Genomic DNA, 20,348 nt, shown 5'->3' on the forward strand with positions numbered 1-20,348 from the left:
ATGTCCTTAAAAGTATTACTATTTAACAGCCAAAAAAACCGTCAGCTATTTGCATTAGCTTTGCCGATGATTTTATCCAATATCACTATCCCACTATTAGGTTTAGTCGATACCGCTGTTATTGGTCATTTAAGTGAAGCCTATTACTTAGGCGGTGTGGCACTAGGCAGTACAATAATTACCTTAATTGTCTGGCTGTTGGGCTTTTTACGTATGTCGACCACTGGTCTGGTTGCCCAAGCTTATGGTGCTAATGATAACGTAACTCAGCAAAAATTGCTGGTTCAAGGTTGCAGCCTGGCATTGATGTTTGGTTTTACGGCGATTTTATTACAGCAATCGATAATCGATTTTGCGCTGACATTAAGTCAAGCCAGTGAACAGGTGCAACACTTTTGTCGCGAGTACGTTAACATCCGTATTTGGTCGATTCCCTTTGCATTAGTAAATTTAGTGTTATTGGGCTGGTTACTTGGCAGGCAAGCACCCAAAGCGGCAATGTGGCAGTTAATCATTGCCAACATAGTGAATATTATCCTTGATGTATTGTTCGTCATTGGTTTTGAATGGAACGTCAAAGGGGCGGCTCTTGCTTCTGTAATTGCCGATATTTGTGCGTTTTTAGTTGCAGCGACTATCGTCAAACGAGCGCTATACCAACAACACGATTTTCACTTCCGTCAGCTTTTAGTTCATTTAAGCTTAAAAGGTTATTCACGCTTATTAAAACTCAACCGTGATATTTTTATTCGCAGCCTATGCTTACAAGCCAGTTTTACCTTTATGACATTTTATGGTGCTGGGTTAGGTGATGACATCATAGCTGCGAATGCGGTTTTACTTAACTTGTTGATGCTTATCTCTTACGCTTTGGATGGTATTGCTTATTATGCCGAAGCTGAAGTGGGACGCGCGATTGGCCAAAAAGATTTAGCGCTATTGCATGACTCAGTGACATTAGCAGGCTATTGGTCGCTACTATTCTCGCTGGGCTTTTGCTTTTTATTTTTTATAGGCGGGGATGCCATTATCAATATGCTCACCAGCATTGAGGTCGTACAGCAGCAAGCTAACATTTATTTAATTTGGCTGGTGTTTATGCCGCTTTTGGCATTTGGCTCTTACCTGTTTGATGGCGTTTATATTGGCGCAGCTCAAGGCAAAGTTATGCGTAATAGTATGATGATTGCCACCTTTGGCGTGTTTTTCCCTTGCTGGTATGTACTGCAAAACTTTGGCAATCACGGTTTATGGGCAGCAATGAGTGCATTTATGCTGTGTCGAAGCCTATCTTTAGCGATACATTACCGTTTTAGTAAAACTTTTAGACAAATATATGGTTTTCAGTAGTTTAAAGAACCATAGTCTATCAATCTCTAACCCGTTGCTGATAACATTAAGTTAACAAAAGAGCCAATACGGATAGTGTAAATGAAACGGATTTTAATCTTGCTTTCAGCATCAGTGATGCTGTTGGCTAATTCAGTTGTTGCTAAAAATCAACAGCTGCCCCTAGAAGCTTTTGCCAGCATTCCTGATGTTAGCCATGTGACCATGTCACCCAATGGTAAATACATTGCTTCATTAGTGAGGCTTAATACCGACGAGCAACAAGGCACCATAGTTAATATCTTGGATATTGATACCCGTGAGTCACTTCTCCCTATCCAAACAGATAATGAAAAATTTGTCATATTGTCGATGAGTTGGGCAAGTGATGACCTGTTACTTGTTAAAGCAAAATTTCCTGCTGTTCGTTATGGTACTCCCACCACAGAAACACGGATTATTAAGTATTCTCTGAGCAAGAAAAAAACCTCGAACTTACTCAGCCGTTTGGGTCTTAAAAAGTTTAAGTGGATGCCGCAAATTCAATCCAACATTATTGATTATCTGCCTAATGATGAAAAACATATATTGCTTGGTAGCAATGGTTTAGGCAACAAACCTCAATATGAATCCGTCATTCAGGTGAATTTAAATAATGGCAACGTTCGCTTCAAACAACCTGCTGAAAGTAATATTACCGATTGGGTAACAGACCGACAAAATAGAATTCGAATTGGTATTTATCGTAAAGACACCCAGTATCGAATTTATGAGCAAGCTGATGCCCATAAAGACCGCAGGCTCCTTTGGGAGTTCGAAGCATTTGAAGAAGACCAAGTATGGCCAATGGGCTTTGCAGAAGATAAAGACACACTTTATGTACAAGCCTACCATGAAGGCTATGAGGCTATTTTTAAAGTTAACTTACAAGATCCTAAGCTCACTAAAGAATTAGTTTTCAGCAAAGAGTTTAGTGACGTCAATGGTTCGCTAATTTATTCAAAATTAAAAAAGAAAGTGATCGGCATTGATGATGGCGATGAGTCTGAATACACGTTTTGGGATAAAGAATACATTGGCCTTGCCAACGGATTGAACAAAGCTCTGCCAGATTACCGCAACTATATCACTCAATTTAGTGAAAATGAGCGCCGTTATATCGTTTATTCAACCAACGCGAAAGAGGCAGGGATCTACTTTTTTGGCGACCGAGATGCTGGCCAACTCTTACCTATTGCTTATCGCTACAAACAATTGTCACCTGATGTGTTAGCCGATACCGAAACTCTGACGTATCAAGCCCGTGATGGTTTAGACATCCAAGCGTTTCTAACCACCCCCAAAGGCCAAGAAGCTAAAAACTTACCGACCATTATTTTCCCCCATGGTGGCCCAATTAGTTATGACTCAAACAGTTTTGATTATTGGACCCAGTTCTTCGCCAACCGAGGTTATGCGGTGTTAAGAATGAATTTCAGGGGCTCTGCGGGTTATGGTTATGACTTCATGAAAGCGGGCCTTAAAAACTGGGGGCTCGATATGCAAAATGATGTTGAAGATGGCACGCGATGGTTAATTGAACGTGGCACTGCAGACCCCAATAAAATCTGCATTGTGGGCGCAAGTTATGGTGGTTATGCCGCACTAATGGGCGTTGCTACCACTCAAGATCTTTATCAATGTGCTGTCAGTGTTGCCGGTGTCACTGACATCGAATATTTAGTGAAGTCGTCAAGACGTTACACCAACTTTGAAATCGTCAAAAAACAAATCGGCGATGATTATGATGCCCTATATGAGCGCTCCCCTCTGAGTAAAGCCAAAGATATTAATGTGCCAGTGTTACTTATCCATGGCGATAAAGATCGGGTGGTACGGGTACAACACAGTGAAGATATGTTTGATGAACTCGAAGACCTTAACAAGCCAGTTGAATATATCGAACTTGAAAATGGCGATCATTATTTAAGTAATAACAAGCACCGCATTAACACCTTTATGGCAATCGAAGCCTTCCTACAAAAAAACTTACTTTAACCAACTTAACCCCACCCTCACATTGAGGGTGGGCAATACCAAAGAGAGCTTTAAATGAAACGGATTTTTATGTTGATACTGTTGTTATGTATCACCAATACGCCTTTTTCAGCCCCTGCGCAAACATCAAAAGTCACCCAATTACCTGTTGAGGCTTTTGCCAGTATTCCTGATGTAAGTCATGTACGACTGTCCCCCAACGGTAAGCATATTGCTTCACTTCTTTTAGACGATACTGCAGAAGTACCACATAAAATTGTGGCCTTATTTAATACTGAAACAGGTCAATTTCATATCCCAATGAAAAACGATCACGAAAAGTTCATGATCACTAATCTAACTTGGGCGAGTGATGAAATACTGCTGATAACCGCACTCATGCCATCTAAGCGTTTTGGTAAAAATGCCAATGAGAGCCTACTCATTAAATACAATTTGAGCACGGGTGAAGCTGGCAGTGTGTTAACTAAAAAAGCGTTAAAACGATTCGACTCTATCCCACAATATCAAGGCGACGTTATTGATTTATTGCCTAAAGATCCTGAACATATTCTTTTATCTGTATCGGGTTTCAGTAAACGAGTCAGCGAACCAACAGTCATCAAAGTCAATTTATATAACGGCAGCTTTACCACTGAACAATATTATCGAGAACACGTTATTGATTGGATGACGGATCAACAGCATCGGGTACGCATTGCCACTTATCAAGATCGGGATACCACCGAGTACCGAATTTATGAGCAAAGCGAAGCCAATGGCGACTTACGACTGTTGTGGAAAAGTGAAGCTTATTCTGAAGAAACCGTTATTCCACTGGGGTTTGATGTCAACCCCAACACGCTTTATGTAAAAGCTTACCATGAAGACTTTTATGCCGTTTTCAAAGTGGATTTAACTGACCCTAAATTAACGAAAAAATTAGTGTATAAACAAGATAATGCTGATGTGAATGCCAGACTTATCCATTCGAAAATAACTCGTCAAGCCATTGGCATTGCGACCGGCACTGACAATGAATATCATTTTTGGGATAAAAACTATCAAAAGCTGAACAAGCGCTTAAAAGCGGCGTTACCCGATACCCAAAACTACCTGACTCAATTCAGTAAAAATGAACGCCGCTATATGGTGTTCGCCACCAGCCCCACTCAACCCGGATTGTTTTTGTATGGCGATCGTGATGCCAACCGACTGGAAGTGATTGCAGCTAAATATTCTCAATTAACACCCGCGCTATTAGTTGAGCCACAACAAATCAGCTATGAATCGAAAGATGGTTTAGAAATTCCAGCTTATCTCACCCTGCCGAAGGGCATTGAAGCCAAAAAACTGCCTACGATCATATTTCCACATGGTGGTCCTCATAGTTATGTCTCTGACAGTTTTGATTATTGGACTCAGTTTTTTGCCAACCGAGGCTACGCGGTATTGCAAATGAACTTCAGGGGGTCTACAGGCTTGGGCTATGAATTCAAGAAGGCGGGTATGCAAGGTTGGGGTAAGGCCATGCAGGGCGATGTTGATCAAGGCACACGCTATTTAATCAACCAAGGTATCGCAGACCCTGACAAAATTTGTATTGTTGGTGGCAGTTACGGCGGTTATGCAGCCATGATGGGCGCAGCCATGAACCCAGGGCTTTATCAGTGTGTCATCAGTTTTGCTGGTGTCGCTGATGTAGAGAATTTAGTAAAACTATCGCGTTTTTATACGACCCATGAATTAACTAAGAAAACCCTTGGTGATGATTATGATGAACTTTATGAATACTCACCTATTCGCCATGCTGACAAAATTAATGTGCCTATTTTATTGATCCACGGCGACAACGATAAAGTGGTTCAAGTCAGTCAAAGCCGAGATATGTATCGCAAGTTAGACGCATTAGATAAACCAGTTGAATATGTTGAAATTGAAAATGGCAATCACTACCTAAGCAATAATCAACATCGTTTAATGACTTTCAAAGCGATTGAGAAATTCCTTGCTACCAACCTATAAAGTGAGCTTAGCCCTCATTCTTGCTTTGCAGTATTTATCTAAATAAAAAAAGCCCTAACATCATCGCTGACGTTAGGGCTTTTCACTAAAACACGGTTTACCTGAAAGGCTGTTTTACACTTATCTTAGAACTTTGCTTCAAACGCTAAGCTAAAGTTTCTACCTTCACCCACAGTGACATCAGTGTTAGTACCACCACCTAAGTAGTCAGTATCAAATAGGTTTTTAACGTTAAAACGAACACTCATATCAGTGTTTTGCACGGCAAATGTATATGCTGCACCAAAATCAAAACGAACATAGTCATCTTTAACAATGGTGTTTTGTGTATTAGCAAAACGCTCACCCACATAAATTGCACCAATGTTAAACGCTAAATCTTCAGTGACTTCGTAACGTGTCCAAATATTAGCTGACCACTCAGGTGCATCAACAGGTGTTTTACCATCAAGCTGTGCAGTATCTTCTGCGCTAGTAATGTATTGCGCATCTAAGTACATCATTGAGCTCGTTATGAACACATTGTCGCTAACTTGACCTTGTGCACCCATTTCGAAACCACGGTGTTGCTGCTTACCACTTTGAGTTGTGATGTATTCTTTATCGCCAATTGGTTGTTCAAGTTGCTCTTGCACAGTCACGTTTGTCACAGTGGTATCGAACACCGCACCCGTTAACAATAAGCCACCATCAAACAGTTCCCACTTAGTACCGATTTCATATTGCTCACCGTACTCAGGCTCTAAGTTCATGCCTTCATTGACATCGTTATCACTACTCACGATTGATTGAGGGTTGAAGCTCTTTGAGTAGTTAACATAAATACTGCCATTCTCAGATGGTGAGTAAATCACACCAAACTTAGGTGATACGGCATAACTGTTCTCACCTTCACCATCTTTCTTTTGTTCATCATAACGAACGCCAGCAAGCACTTGCCACTCATCGTTGATGGTCATTAAATCTTGAACATAGAAACCATAATGCTTGTAGCTAGATTCTGACTTGGTCGGGTCATTGTTGTAATCAAGATCAGGTCTTGGAACATCTTGACCAGGCACGACAATTTGCGCATCGCCACTGTCTCTTAGCTGACCGTAGTAATAATCAAGAATGTTAGCACCGACTAATAATTGGTGCTCCATACCAAAGGCATTCACGATACCCGTGAAATCCATATAAGCTGTTTTGTGTTGCCAATCATCGTAACGGTCAAAGGCTTTAATTTGGTAACCTTCGGTCACAGGATCCATACCCGACACCATAGAAGGAGACGAATCTAAACGTTGGCGAGTAAAGGTTTGGTGGTTATAACCTGTGGTCATTTTCCAATCGTCAGAAATATACCAAGTTAAGTCAGCACCTAAGTTTTCTACGTTGTTGTCAGTGAATGCCCAAGACATATCCCAGATATCTTCACGGTCGCCAACTAAGTCACCGTTATCGTCTAACCAACCACCTCTATCGATACCTGTTTTGTCATCGGTGTAGTCATATTTAACCGACAGCATCACGTCATCGTGTAAGTCAAATTCAAGGTTGATGTAACCTAAAAAGCGGTCACGTTCTTGTTCTTGCTCACCGTTACCGTCTTGGTATTCACGCCAGTATTTCGTATCTTGCTTCACTAACACAGTGCGGTAGCGAATAGATTCTGCATCGTTTAACGCGCCGCCTGCATCTAACTGAAAACGAGTAGAACCGTGAGCATCGGTATCAAATGCGACATCAAATAGCGTGTCATAAGTTGGCTTTTTAGTGACCATGTTAATCAAGCCACCAGGACCTGACTGACCGTATAACATACTTGATGGACCTTTCAACACTTCAACTTGTTGTAGCGTTTCAATTGGCTGTACGTAGTGAGACCATTGTTGCTGACCATTAATTAAAAAGCCGCTACCTGAATCTAATTCAAAACCACGAATATTGAATACTTGGCGGTTCCACTTTTCACTACCACCGGTCACACTTGAATCGTTAACAAGTACTTCTGATAAGTTTCTTGCTAACTGCTCGTCGGTAACAAAATCAGGGATCACATTCACAGACTGCGGCGTGTCCATTAAGTCGATATCGCCACGCATTGCGCCAGAAGAAGAACCCACTTTGTAGTTGTTGAAGTTCATCCCAGTGACTTGAATGCGCTCAATTTCAGCGGTAAACCCCTGACTTGACTCAGTGTTATTCGCAGCTTCTTCTGCTGCAACTGATGCTGACGCTAAGCTTGCTAGAACAGCGAACGCAATTGGTGAAATTCTCATACAAAATAGCCCTTAATTTGGCAGTTATCGTTAATGAGATGGATTATCATTTGCGTTCTTTGTTTTGTGAAGTTTTATTTATGAATGGTGTTAAGAACTGTGAACAACCGCACTAATGAGAACAAATCCCATTACGGTTGTTGAATAAATATTGCGTATTAACTGTTTTTAATGTTAACAGAATAAAAAATTTTACTTTTCATCACAAAACCACCGAAACCCAAAACAAACCCAACAATCGATTAAAATCAACAATTAACAAAATCATAACAAAGCATGTAGGCTCGTATCTCTTATACAAAAAGGCTTTAATTGAAATAAGCGTCTTTTACCCACGTGAATAAATAGAGAATAGTTATGCACTTGTTAAAATACCCAATATTTAACATTCATTAAAAACTGTGACCTGTTTGGCAATCTTTCTGATTAAGTTGCGTCTTTACATTTCTTTAATTGTGTAAAGAAATGAGATTAATTATCATTCCCAAAATTTTTTGCTTTGACGGTCATTTATTGGCAGTGAAGCAGGCTTATCAATCTTTGACTGGCCATTAATAACGTACTTTGAGAACTTCACTATGAATGTAGTCCCTGCTTTAAAATGGTTTCATAACTGGGTTGGTTTCGTTATCAGTGTTTCTATGCTGATTGTGTTAACGACAGGTGTTTATCTTGGCGGCATGGATATGCTTAAAAGAATGGACGACAAAGGGCAGCAATATGTGCCGTTAACGTCTGAGCAAAAAGCGCACGTTACCGAAACACTTTTTGAACGTTACCCTGAAATGAGCACGGTTCGCTTTCCAACTGAATACTCTCCGTATGTCGAAATCGCTGCAAGAGGCCACTCCATTGCTTTTGATAACGATTTAAATGAACTATCAACCTATAAAATGAGAGATATTCCACTCTATAGCACCATGTTCTGGCTACACCGCAACTTCTTATTAGGTGATTTTGGTAAATACCTTAATGCATGGGCATCGATGATCGGTGGTGTTATTACCTTAGTGGGTATTTATCTTTGGTTGCGTGTTCGCAAAACATTCAGGTTAAAGCATTCAATCCCAAGCAATACTAAGTCAAGCAGCTTAGTAAAAAGCCACATTCAACTAGGACTTTTCATCTCAGTTCCTTTATTTTTACTGTGTATTACTGGCTTTTTAATTACTTACAAAGGGTTGTGGACAGGCGCACTTAAAACAACGCCAGATAGCAGTATTCAATACCCAATCAGCCAAGCAAAAGATTGGCAAAGCCAAATTCAAACGGCACAAAGTGTATGGCCAGATTCTGAGTTAGTATCAATCAGCAAGCCACGTCAGCCTAGACCGGATCCAAAAGCGAAGGCAGAGGCACCTAAAAAGCCTGTTGACGCAATTTATAGCTATCGATTTAATACCCATAATGACGTTTGGTTACGTCAAGCTGATAGTATCAACATGAACTATGATAAAGGCACAATTACGTCGGCACTGCTTCACAGCGATAGACCACTTTCAGGCCAAATCGCTACGTTTGTTAGACCTTTGCATGACGCAATGAATATGCCGTTTAAGTATGTGGCATTTATCACTGTCATCGCATTGATTGGCACAGTAATCTTAATATTCAGCGCGGTGACTTTTTACCGCCGAATCTTTAAAAAGAAACGCTAGTTACCGCTAAAATGACAACAAAAAAACGGCTTACTGGGAACAGTAAGCCGTTTTGTTTTATTAAACGTTGAAATGACACCTAACTCTCCCTGTGGAGTACGGGTTAATCTTCAATGAAAGGAGTGACAGTCCCTGCTACCGAATCATAAACAATCTTGATTTCTGCGCGATTTCGTCCTCTGGTATCTCCCAGTGTTCTTAATACATAAGTACATTGCGTCGCACCAGTACCGCCATCTGCACTGTGGCGATAGGATTCAAAATCAACTTCATCAGATGTATTTCTAATGGCAACGCTAGGTGGGTCTTCTATCAATGCATTCCACAAATCCACACACCCAGCCTGGCCTTGGCCAATATTAACTGGGTTCCCCATTGGATTACCTTTGCCTGTGCCTAATGGATAGCCAAAGGCATTCATATCTAAATCGTTATCAGCAAAATCAGGCAAATCATTCATTGGTTCACTTCCACCAATAATTTGCCAGCGAGTATGCGCAAAGGTAACTGACTGCTCAAACGAAGCCGCCACTGCTTTTACGCGGCTGATTTCAGCATCACGTTTCACATCAATGAACTGACTCGCTGCGATAACAGCTAAAATGGCCAACACAATAATCGCAATAACCAGTTCGATTATGGTGAAGCCTTTAGCAGAAGAAACATTACGAGTGTTTACAAAAAACGCCATTTGTTTCTCCTTAATAATACTTTCAGGTATAGCGCAAGTTTAATACTCATCAGCCATTACATCAAACAAAAGCATTACAAGTGTAACAAGGTAAAGAATAAGGAAGGGTAAATAACTGGCTATATTCAATGGCATTCAGCTTGAAAAAGCCATAAAAAAACGCGACATATATTGCCGCGTTTTTAGTATCAATATTGCGTTAACGCTTATTGATAAGAGTGAGCACCATGTTGGTGATCAGTCACGTCTTTAACGCCTGTTAGTTCACCTGGGAACATGTCTAATAGCTGCTTTTCAATACCATCTTTTAAGGTGATATCGACTTGAGAACAACCATTACAGCCACCACCAAATTGAAGAACAGCGGTTCCTTCTTCAGTGATTTCAACTAGCATGATGTTACCACCATGGCTGGCTAACTGTGGATTGATTTCTGATTGAATCACATACTCAATACGCTCTTTTAGCGGTGCATCTGCAGCCACTTTACGCATTTTAGCGTTAGGGGCTTTTAGCGTGAGTTGCGAGCCCAGCTGATCGGTCACGAAATCAATGCTAGCTTCTTCTAAAAATGGTGCACTCTTTTCATCAACCATGGCACTGAATCCATTAAAAGGAAGCTCAGTATCATCTGCTTCTACAGCATCTGGCGGACAATAAGATACACCGCACTCAGCTTGAGCGGTGCCTGGACTGATGACAAACACACGGATATGAGTGCCTTCAGGTTGATCGGCCAGTAATTTTACAAAATGCGCCTGAGCCGTATCAGTAATGTTGATCATATAACTGCTCCGTTGAAAAACTTAAAAAAATGCTACTTAGCTCAATCAGTACCCGTACAACATGGTGCACCATCTAAATAGTACTTGAGTGATTTACTAAGATTTAGCGCTATGATACTCCTACTTGCTCCTGCTTTATAGCCCTCATCTCGCAAGTGTGACAAAAAATATCCTATTTAAGCGGGTTTTTAATGGAGATTTAAGCTTAATCACTTTATGGTAATTGCATTGTTTTATTTTATGATGTTGTTTCTCCTATGATTAGTTTACCAAGCCACCTTGTTCGTCTACTCATTACTGTGATGGCAAGCTTGCCACTTTTTGTTTCTTTAAGCGCATCTTCACAGACGAGCGCGGCAGACACACGAATTAATCAACGATTACTCAGCGAAGACATCAACGCTGATATTACCTTACCAGCTGAATACTTAGGTTATCCGCTGGGTGAATGGCATTTAAGACACGATCAAATTAATCAGTACTTGCAGATTCTGGCCACTGAGAGCGAGCGTGTGTCGTTGGACTCAGCAGGTTATAGCCAAGAAAGACGTCATCAGCTCACTGCGGTAATTACCTCTGAAACCAACCAAAAAAATCTTTCTGATATTTTAGCTTATCGCAGTAATGTCAAATTCGGCACCATGCAAAATAGCCGCAGTAACACTCAACCTCTCGTCGTTTGGCTTGCCTACTCAATTCATGGCGACGAAGCCAGTGGTGCCCATGCGGCAATAGCATTAAGCCATTACCTTGCTTCTGCCAATGCGCCTTGGGTTAAAGACTTGCTTGAAGATACCGTGATTCTAATTACCCCAACACAAAATCCTGATGGCTTTGATCGCTTTTCAAACTGGGCCAATAATAACAAGGGCCAAGTGGTCGTCACCGATAACAATCATCGAGAACATAATCAAGATTGGCCTGGTGGCCGCTTTAACCATTACTTAGCGGATTTAAACCGTGATTGGTTATTTCTACGTCATCCAGCGTCTCAAGGCCGAGTTGCCTTCTTTCACAAGTGGCAACCGCATTATGTCGGTGACTTCCACGAAATGTGGCATCAACAGTCTTACTTTTTTCAGCCCGGAGTGCCTGATAGGGTTAACCCGCTTACCAGTAAAGCCAACCAGCAATTATCAAATGAACTGGCAGCATTTCATCGCCAAGCATTAGATCAGGTGAAGCAGGTGTATTTTAGTGAACAAATGTTTGATGATTTTTTCTATGGCAAAGGCTCAACCTATCCTGATATTAATGGCGCTGTAGGCATTTTATTTGAACAAGCCAGCTCTCGTGGACAAGCCCAAGCATCGCCAAATGGTGTAGTGACGCTAGCAAATAGCATTGATAACCAGTTCGCTACTTCAATTTCGAGCTTGCAAGGCGCGCATAACTTGCGCGAGAAACTGATGAAGTATCAAACAGACTTTTTCTCAAGCAATGCTAAGCGCACACGAGATGGCAAGCAAACGGGGAGATTGATTAAAGCTCATGGCGGTGCAGCTCATATATCACAACTAACAGATATCCTAAATCAGCATAAAATCAGCTTTAAATACCTTGCTAAACCAATAGAAGATGACGACATTATCTTCTCGGAGCAAGACAGTATCTTTATTCCCAAAAGTCAGCCACAGCACGACTTAGTTGAAGCCTTATTTGATAAGCGAACCGAGTTTAAGGATGAAACCTTTTACGATATTTCCACATGGAACTTTGAGTCGGCACTGGGGTTAACATTGATTGAAGGTGCTAAGCCGAGTATTAAATTCCTTGCAGATAAACCGGTAGCGAAAGCACTAACACTAAGTGCTAACACCACAAAAACCGTGTTCCCTGATGAGGCGGTTGCTCTTATTATAGATTGGCAACAAGCAGCTGCAGCCCCTTTTTTACAGCAATTATTGCATCAAGGAGTATTAGTAAAATATGCCCTCAAGCCATTTAGTCTCAGTGCAGCTAACAGTAAAAACTTGCCCGTTGAATTTGTCGCGGGAAGCTTACAAATTCCATTAAAGCAACCTGTATCAGAAGAGCAAGTCCGACAAATTGTCAGTGAGCTTGCCGCTCAATATCAAGTCAATATTGTGGCTGCCAGTTCATCGCATACTGCTGCAGGTATGGATTTAGGTAGCGATGACTTTATTAAAGTTCAGCCCGTCACACCATTATTGGTCACCGGCTCCGATACCAATGCTTCAGAAACAGGCCAGCTTTGGTACTACCTTGATAAGACCTTAGGCATCCCTGTCACTATGGTGAACAGTGAACGACTGACTTCAATCGATTTGTCCGCTTATAGCCATATATTTATGGCTGATGGACCTTATCATGTCATTAGTGATGCAACATCGAGACAGCTAGGAAAATACGTTTCGGATGGGGGGACTATTGTGGCGCAAAAACGTGCCTTAGTTTGGCTTAAAAAGCGCAATATTTTAAAGTCAGAGCCTAAATCTAAGCGTGAGCTCAATAATCTATTTAGTACTTCAGGACTTAAGTTTGGCGACAAGTCAAAGTTAGATGCTCGTCAGTCAATTGGTGGCGCTATTGTGTCGTTAACGTTAGACCAAACTCACCCCATCACCTTTGGCTTACCAAACCCATTACATGTGATGAAAAATCGCGAAATCAGCTTTGGCCCAACGTCCACACCATTTATTGTGGCGGCAGAATACGATAATGAACTACTGGTCAGTGGCTTTCTAGCAAAAGAATATCAACGCTCTTTTGCCAACACGCCGGCTATGATTGTCGAAAAGAAAGGTAAAGGTGAAGTGGTTGCCTTAACGGATAATTTATTGTTCAGAAACATCTGGCTAGGCACAGAGAAAGTGTATGCCAATGCCCTGTATTTTGTGCCATCAGCGATGTAATTTTATCTGAGCCTTCAGGGCATAATCTACAAATAAAAAAGAGCGCAAGTCGCTCTTTTTTAATATCAAAATATAAGCTAATTCAGTTTATGCTGTAAGTCAGGATCTTTATGTGCAAACTCAACTTGGGCTATTTTTTCTTCTGCTTGCTCTTTGGTGATCACATTTTGCTCTGCTAACCATCTAAATTTGTTTATCTCGCTTTCAGGGTCATTATCAGCATTAATATCACCATACCACTGCAGGAGTTGTGCTTTTTTCCGTTTTGAAATTTCGTCAATGATGTGATCATGCTGCGCATTTTGAATCACAAATATATTGCTGGTTTCAGTTTTAAATACCGAATACCTGACCTTAGTCACTGCAAACCAAATTAAGCAAATAATGCCTAGAAAAAGCCATAAACCAGTACCGGTAAGAGGATTATCACTGAATACCGCACGGCCAATATTCAATGCTCCCAATAAAAACCAAAGAATACCTACATTTCTTAGCCAATCATTTTGCTCAATGAGTAAAGATGATTTATCAGGAAAAGTCCCATATTCGACATCCACATCTTCTGCGCCCGATTTATTTTTAAAAGCAAAATTTAGGCTATGTTCATTGAATGTAAATGTGTGCTGATTTGATAATTTTTTCTGTTTAATTTCCATTTTTATCAGTAACTTCCATGTTTAGACGATATGTTTCGTATAAAAGGCTTATAGTGAATAAGGCTGTAAGATACTTTTATTATCAGTATTTAACAACTCCGCCATTGAAGCGACATACATTTATAATGCTCAATTTAAATCAGTGACTTACCTATCTACATTACAGCAGGCCTGGCGCTTCAGCTCGTGCTAAACACCAAGCTTGAACATGTACATAATCTGCCGCAAATAGCTTTCCAATTTCATTGACTGTCGTCCCTGTCGTTACCACATCATCAATTAATGCCACCCGCTGATAAGGTATGGCTTTTGTTGTATTAAAAGCATCGGCGCAATTGCGTCGCCTAGCTTGCCCATCTAGCCCTGCCTGAGCTTGGGTATCGATGCTTCGCACTAACAAACTGTCGTCCATAGGGATCCCCAATTGACGGCTTAATTCATCTGCAATTAGCCACGCCTGATTGAAGCCACGTTGCTGTAAACGGTTCTTATGTAATGGCACAGGCACGATCACTTGGGGCAATGTAATCACTCCTCTGGCAACCAGATCCATAACCCGAACCGCCAGCACATTCACTAACGCAGTAAGAGGCGCACATTGCTGTTGGTATTTTATTCCTGAAACTAACTCACCAAGACTTTGATGATAACTACAAGGTGCGATGACCATCATAGGTTTGTGTCGCAAACAGTGACCACAATAGGCTTGAAGTTGCTCCATACGCTTACCACAACCTAAACACACTTCGTGCTGATATAGCCCAGCAACTAAACAGTGGTGACAAATGCCCGTTTGAGGTTTCCCAGAATCAAACTGACGTATGTCTTGGCGGCATAATAGACATCGATTTGGTAAATGACGTCGAAGCCAATGGGCAAACGACGTTAAACGATGACTATAGGCTTGTGGGAGTTGCCAATCCATATAATATCCTTATCCTGTATGGCACTTACTTGTCTGTATCGTGATGATTTGAGGTAACCTTTGCAGCCCACTTTTTCTAAGCTACACGTTCACACTGTTGGTGAAGGCCAAGATCTAATACTGCTTCATGGCTGGGGAGTTAACTCAGCCGTATTTCATCCTTTAGCAACGGCTTTGGAACAGTATAGAGTGCATTTTGTCGACCTGCCGGGCTTTGGCGATAGTGAAGCCAACGAAGGCGATATCAACGCATGGGCTGAACAACTTGCTCACCAATTACCGCAGCAGGCAATTTGGTTAGGTTGGTCACTGGGTGGGCTGGTAGCCACTCAGGTTGCAATTAATCACCCTCACTCAGTTAAAGCCTTAATCACGGTTGCGTCATCACCTTGCTTTATGGCGCAGCAACTAAATAACGATGAGCAAAGCTGGCCAGGTATTGCCCCTAAGGTGTTGGCACAATTTTCGGAGCAACTCAGCATAAACTTAGCGAAAACCGTGGAGCGCTTTTTAGCGATTCAAGCAATGGGAAGTGATTCAGCCAAAGATGATATTGGGATGATAAAGAAACTGGTATTAGCAAAACCCTTACCCAGTCAGCCAGTGCTTGATCAAGGTTTAGGGATGCTTCGTACCGTAGATTTGCGTTCGCAGTTACATCATATTCAGCAGCCATGGTTACGAATTTGGGGCAAATGTGACAGTTTAGTTCCAAAAAAGATCATCTCTATTTTGCCGCAAGCAACAAGTATAAAAGACGTTATTCACAATAAAGCATCCCATGCGCCGTTCATTTCACATACAGATGATTTTTTGAACGAATTATGTACTTGGATCAATAAATATACAGACTAGCGCTATAAAACCACTTTAATATTGACTATAATTTGTACGTTATTATTCAATATCTAAGTGAGTTTTATGCTGGTTGTCACTAATTATCCCCAAGTACCGATAGCAACAAGTAATGTTGCGACGGATCTTGCGCGCGCGGATAATCAGCAAGCCAAGCCTATTCTGCCACCACAAGAGTTGTCTAAAGCCTTCCAAGAGCGGGCTTATAATCAGCAAAATGAACGGTTAACTCGCCACGAATTACTCGATCAAAAACAGCAGCAAAAACAATCTGCCGAGCAACAGCAAACGCAGCAACAAACCTTGGGACCTAAAGGTATTTTTCCACAACTATTACGAGTGGCAGCCAATAGTAACCCAACGATTCAACGTCGTGATATTCAGCAAAAAAGCCCAAATAACCCGAATGTTGAAACAGATAAAATCAGCGACAAGAATAATAGCCGAGCGATTCAAAGCTTGTTGCTTCATGATGCTAGCCAAGAACAAGAGCAAGCATTTTATGAGCAACTAGGTGAACGAGTCGGTCAGTTTTATCAGCAGCAAACAACGCCTGCTGAGCAAAGCCAACTATTCGCGTTAGTCTAAATCCTGCTTTACCTACCTTAGCTTAAACGCAACAACATGACCTGGTAGCGCCATGAAATATTGATCGTTATCAAGCAAATTTTGCTTTTGTATCTTGTAAATATTGAGTATTGGTAACTATTTAATTATATTGAATAAGCTAATATTCTGAAGGACTCAGTTAAGGCACTCTTTTGTCATTATTTAAGTACATACTCGTCATTGTTGTTACTTACCTATTTAGCTATTTCACAATAGCTCCCTTTGCTGTTGCCAAAGATATTATCATTCTCAATCAGCCAGCCTCTGCCAATGATATGCGTTACCATTACAGCTATGAGTTAATGCAGCTGATACTTGAAAACACCGAAGATGATTTTGGCGAATGGGAAATCACCCACTCTCCAATCTTTATGACCCGTGATCGGATTTTGACAGAAATGGTCGATGGCGAGCTCATTAACGTCATTGCAGAAGCCATAAAACCCGCTTGGAATGAAAAGCTGATTCCGATAAGAGTGCCTATTCGTAAAGGTATCCAGGGTTTTAGAGTTTTCATTATCAAAAAACAAACTCAAGCCCAATTTTCCAAGATCAAAACCATTGAACAACTCAAACAAATCCCAACAGGCAGCGGCATACATTGGTCAACAAGACTGGCATTTGAAAAGGCTGGGTTTGACGTGGTTGTCGGTTCAAGTTACGACGGTTTATTTCATATGCTAGACAAAGGCCGCTTTGAAAGTTTTGGCCGTGGAGTTAATGAAGCGCCAGCCGAGTTAAGTTCATTTAAAGTTAAATTTGCAGATTTAGTGCTAGATGAAAATGTGCTGCTACATATTCCGTTAGCGACCTTCTTTTATGTTTCACCCGATGAACCACAACTGGCTAAGCGAATCGAGGTCGGCATTAAACGTATTATGGCAAACGGCCAATTCGATAACACATTTTACCGCCAGTACTGCCAAGAGTTGATCTCATCAAAGCTCAGTGAACGACGCATATTCAGTATCGAAAACCCGTTAATGGATCCCAAGCTTCTAGCTGAAATGCAACAAGCTAACTACTTGTTATCGCCATACACTCATTTTGATGAAGCCTGCTCAGGTTACCTTCCATAAAAAAAGCCCTTAACCTAAAGCTAAGGGCTTAATCATTGATTTTAAATCGTTAATACATCAGCTAATTTACTTTTTTAGCTTAGCAAAGGCATCAGCAAATGCATTACCCATTGCCGCATTGGCAGGCGCTTTATTTTGTTTACGCTGACCGCCATTATGCTTGTTTGCAGCATGTTTAGCGCCACTTGGCTTATGACCTGAACCCGTCTTAGCGTTAGACTGAGGTTTAGATTTATTCGCTGCTTGTAATGGCTCGTCTAATCGCATACTTAACGCAATACGGCGACGTTCAACATCCACTTCCATGACCTTAACTTTAACCACATCACCCGCTTTCACAATCGTGTGTGGATCGCTGACAAACTTGTCTGTCAATGAAGAGATATGCACTAAACCATCTTGATGAACCCCAACATCCACGAAAGCACCGAAGTTGGTCACATTGGTCACAACCCCTTCGAGGATCATTTCGAGTTTAAGATCTTTTAGCTCTTCAACCCCTTCTTTAAAGCTCGCTGTCTTGAACTCACCACGAGGGTCCCGTCCAGGTTTATCAAGCTCAGCTAAAATGTCGGTAATGGTCGGTAAACCAAATTCCTCAGTGACAAATTCAGCGGCATTAAGCTGCGCTAATAATTCACTGTTACCCATTAGCTGTTCAACCGTCTGCTGTTTAGCTTTAGCAATGGTTTCCACTAACTTATAGGCTTCAGGGTGAACTGCTGAGCCATCTAATGGATTTTTTGCATGACGAATGCGTAAGAAACCGGCTGCTTGTTCATAAGCTTTAGGGCCTAAACGAGCCACTTTTAGCAACTGTTTACGCGACTCAAACTGACCGTTCTCATCGCGGTAACTGACCACATTTTTAGCCAAGGTTTTATTCAAACCTGCCACTTGAGTCAGTAATGGCGCAGACGCCATGTTCAAGTCGACACCAACACCATTTACACAGTCTTCTACGACGGCCTCAAGTGAACTTGATAGCTGGCTTTGGCTCACATCGTGCTGATATTGACCTACACCAATAGATTTAGGCTCAATCTTAACTAACTCAGCTAGCGGATCTTGCAAACGACGAGCAATTGAAACTGCGCCACGAATCGAGACATCAAGATTAGGAAACTCTTCCGATGCTAATTCAGAAGCAGAATAGACTGAAGCGCCCGCTTCGCTAACCATCACTTTGGTTAAACTCGGGTGTGTTTCTTTCATAAAGCTAATCACTTCAGCAGCAAGTTTATCGGTCTCACGTGACGCTGTACCATTACCAATAGCAATGATGTCCACTTTATGCATTTTTATTAAGTTAGCCAGCGTACGGATAGACTTATCCCAGACATTTTGTGGAGCATGAGGGAATATCGTCGTGTGTGCGACAAATTTACCAGTGTTATCAACAATCGCTACTTTAACACCAGTACGAAGTCCAGGGTCGAGACCCATTGTGGCTTTGGCTCCAGCAGGTGCAGCCATCAATAAATCACCCAAGTTACGAGCAAATACATTAATCGCTTCCGCTTCAGCACGTTCACGCATTTGGCTAATGAACTCGGTTTCCATTTGCAAAGCAATTTTAATTCGCCAAGTGGCTGTCACCACTGTTTTAAGCCATTGATCGACACTCGAATCAGATAACTTCAAATTGAAATGATCAGCAATGATAACCACGCAATAACTGCTTTGTGCCACTTCTGCTTTAGGGTCTGCATTCATCGACAGACTCAGCACGCCCTCATTGCGCCCTCTCAGCATCGCTAATGCGCGATGTGATGGCACCTTAGTTATGGCTTCAGTATGCTCAAAATAGTCACGGAATTTGGCACCTTCTTTTTCTTTACCTTTAACCATGCGACTTTCAAGCACGGCTTGTTGACTAAGGTGTTTACGAATTTTTTGCAGTAAGTCTGCATCTTCAGCAAAGCGCTCCATTAATATAAATCGAGCACCATCTAATACGGCTTTGGTATCCCCAAAGCCAGCCTCTGCATTCACAAACTCAGCGGCTTTGCTTTCTAAATCCGCTTGGCGATTCGTCAATAAAAAATCAGCTAGCGGTAGCAAACCTGCTTCGATAGCAATCTGGCCTTTAGTGCGTCGCTTAGGTTTGTAAGGTAGGTAGAGATCTTCAAGACGCGTTTTACTGTCAGCAGTATTGATCGCTTGTTGCAAAGCAGGCGTAAGCTTACCTTGGGTTTCAATGCTAGAAAGAATCACTTGCCTTCTTTCTGCCAGTTCACGTAAGTAGCCTAAACGACTATCGAGTGTTCTTAACTGAGCATCATCTAATCCCCCTGTCGCTTCTTTACGGTATCGAGCAACAAACGGGACGGTGGAGCCATCATCAAGTAACGCAATGGTATCTGAAACTTGTTGCTCACGGACATTCAATTCCTGAGCGATAATCTGAGCAATACTTAGCATAAAAGGTCTTATTCGGCGTTGAATAACAAATATCGCCCAAAGATAGCATAACCTGCTTAAAACGTTTATTGAGAAAGTGAATTTTTACAGGGTATTTTCAACCTAAATAGGATGACAGCTCAGTTTAACGGTAACTTAGCTCGGTTTTTTAGGCAT

The 20,348-nt window shown here is 41.5% G+C and carries 14 protein-coding genes; 8 read left to right on the forward strand and 6 right to left on the reverse strand.

The annotated features are described in order from the left end of the window. The 3 genes from dinF to J8L86_RS10315 all read left to right on the forward strand — a co-directional run bounded on the left by dinF (window position 1) and on the right by J8L86_RS10315 (window position 5,370). The gene (gene dinF / locus J8L86_RS10305; protein ID WP_211030142.1) at window positions 1-1,350 is read left to right on the forward strand and encodes an MATE family efflux transporter DinF; all 1,350 of its coding nucleotides are present in this window, start codon (window positions 1-3) and stop codon (window positions 1,348-1,350) included. An 81-nt stretch (window positions 1,351-1,431) separates the two neighbouring features. Further along, window positions 1,432-3,366 (forward strand): S9 family peptidase, encoded by a 1,935-nt coding sequence (locus tag J8L86_RS10310; protein WP_211030144.1) that lies wholly within the window; start codon window positions 1,432-1,434, stop codon window positions 3,364-3,366. A gap of 54 nt (window positions 3,367-3,420) precedes the next feature. Further along, a complete protein-coding gene (locus J8L86_RS10315; protein WP_211030146.1) occupies window positions 3,421-5,370 on the forward strand; it encodes a S9 family peptidase in 1,950 nt (649 codons plus the stop codon). A 125-nt stretch (window positions 5,371-5,495) separates the two neighbouring features. Here J8L86_RS10315 and J8L86_RS10320 read toward each other — a convergent pair whose 3' ends face one another. Next, the gene (locus J8L86_RS10320; RefSeq protein ID WP_211030148.1) at window positions 5,496-7,634 is read right to left on the reverse strand and encodes a TonB-dependent receptor; all 2,139 of its coding nucleotides are present in this window, start codon (window positions 7,632-7,634) and stop codon (window positions 5,496-5,498) included. 578 nt (window positions 7,635-8,212) lie between these two features. Here J8L86_RS10320 and J8L86_RS10325 point away from each other — a divergent pair. Continuing rightward, the gene (locus J8L86_RS10325) at window positions 8,213-9,292 is read left to right on the forward strand and encodes a PepSY-associated TM helix domain-containing protein (protein ID WP_211030150.1); all 1,080 of its coding nucleotides are present in this window, start codon (window positions 8,213-8,215) and stop codon (window positions 9,290-9,292) included. Between the two features lie 103 nt (window positions 9,293-9,395). On the opposite strand, the gene J8L86_RS10330 is transcribed toward J8L86_RS10325, so the two are convergent. Then, window positions 9,396-9,983, reverse strand: coding sequence for a type II secretion system protein (locus J8L86_RS10330; RefSeq protein WP_211030152.1), 588 nt, complete (start codon window positions 9,981-9,983; stop codon window positions 9,396-9,398). 206 nt (window positions 9,984-10,189) lie between these two features. Further along, entirely contained in the window at window positions 10,190-10,768 is a 579-nt protein-coding gene (gene nfuA, locus J8L86_RS10335) for a Fe-S biogenesis protein NfuA (RefSeq protein WP_055025978.1), read from the reverse strand. Window positions 10,769-11,025: 257 nt separating this feature from the next. Between nfuA and J8L86_RS10340 the strand changes: the two genes are divergently transcribed. After that, complete coding sequence (locus J8L86_RS10340; protein ID WP_211030154.1) at window positions 11,026-13,644, forward strand: M14 family metallopeptidase; 2,619 nt, start codon at window positions 11,026-11,028, stop codon at window positions 13,642-13,644. Window positions 13,645-13,721: 77 nt separating this feature from the next. On the opposite strand, the gene J8L86_RS10345 is transcribed toward J8L86_RS10340, so the two are convergent. Further along, window positions 13,722-14,300 carry a hypothetical protein gene (locus tag J8L86_RS10345; RefSeq protein ID WP_211030156.1) on the reverse strand — a complete coding sequence of 193 codons (579 nt, stop codon included), beginning with the start codon at window positions 14,298-14,300 and terminating at the stop codon, window positions 13,722-13,724. A gap of 160 nt (window positions 14,301-14,460) precedes the next feature. Continuing rightward, window positions 14,461-15,225: a ComF family protein gene (locus tag J8L86_RS10350; RefSeq protein ID WP_211030158.1), complete on the reverse strand. Its 765-nt coding sequence runs from the start codon at window positions 15,223-15,225 to the stop codon at window positions 14,461-14,463. Between the two features lie 60 nt (window positions 15,226-15,285). Between J8L86_RS10350 and bioH the strand changes: the two genes are divergently transcribed. From bioH to J8L86_RS10365, 3 genes are all read left to right on the forward strand, one after another. After that, the gene (gene bioH, locus J8L86_RS10355) at window positions 15,286-16,080 is read left to right on the forward strand and encodes a pimeloyl-ACP methyl ester esterase BioH (protein WP_211030160.1); all 795 of its coding nucleotides are present in this window, start codon (window positions 15,286-15,288) and stop codon (window positions 16,078-16,080) included. A gap of 66 nt (window positions 16,081-16,146) precedes the next feature. Continuing rightward, on the forward strand, window positions 16,147-16,668 hold the full coding sequence (locus J8L86_RS10360; protein WP_211030162.1) for a hypothetical protein: 522 nt from the start codon (window positions 16,147-16,149) through the stop codon (window positions 16,666-16,668). A 173-nt stretch (window positions 16,669-16,841) separates the two neighbouring features. Beyond that, window positions 16,842-17,768: a hypothetical protein gene (locus J8L86_RS10365; protein ID WP_065110211.1), complete on the forward strand. Its 927-nt coding sequence runs from the start codon at window positions 16,842-16,844 to the stop codon at window positions 17,766-17,768. Window positions 17,769-17,834: 66 nt separating this feature from the next. Here the strand turns inward: J8L86_RS10365 and J8L86_RS10370 are convergent, their stop codons facing one another. After that, window positions 17,835-20,192, reverse strand: a complete 2,358-nt coding sequence (locus J8L86_RS10370) for a Tex family protein (RefSeq protein ID WP_211030164.1) — start codon at window positions 20,190-20,192, stop codon at window positions 17,835-17,837. Window positions 20,193-20,348 lie beyond the last annotated feature (156 nt).

Origin of the sequence: Shewanella sp. MMG014 (assembly GCF_018100775.1) — a bacterium.
Classification (GTDB): domain Bacteria; phylum Pseudomonadota; class Gammaproteobacteria; order Enterobacterales; family Shewanellaceae; genus Shewanella; species Shewanella japonica.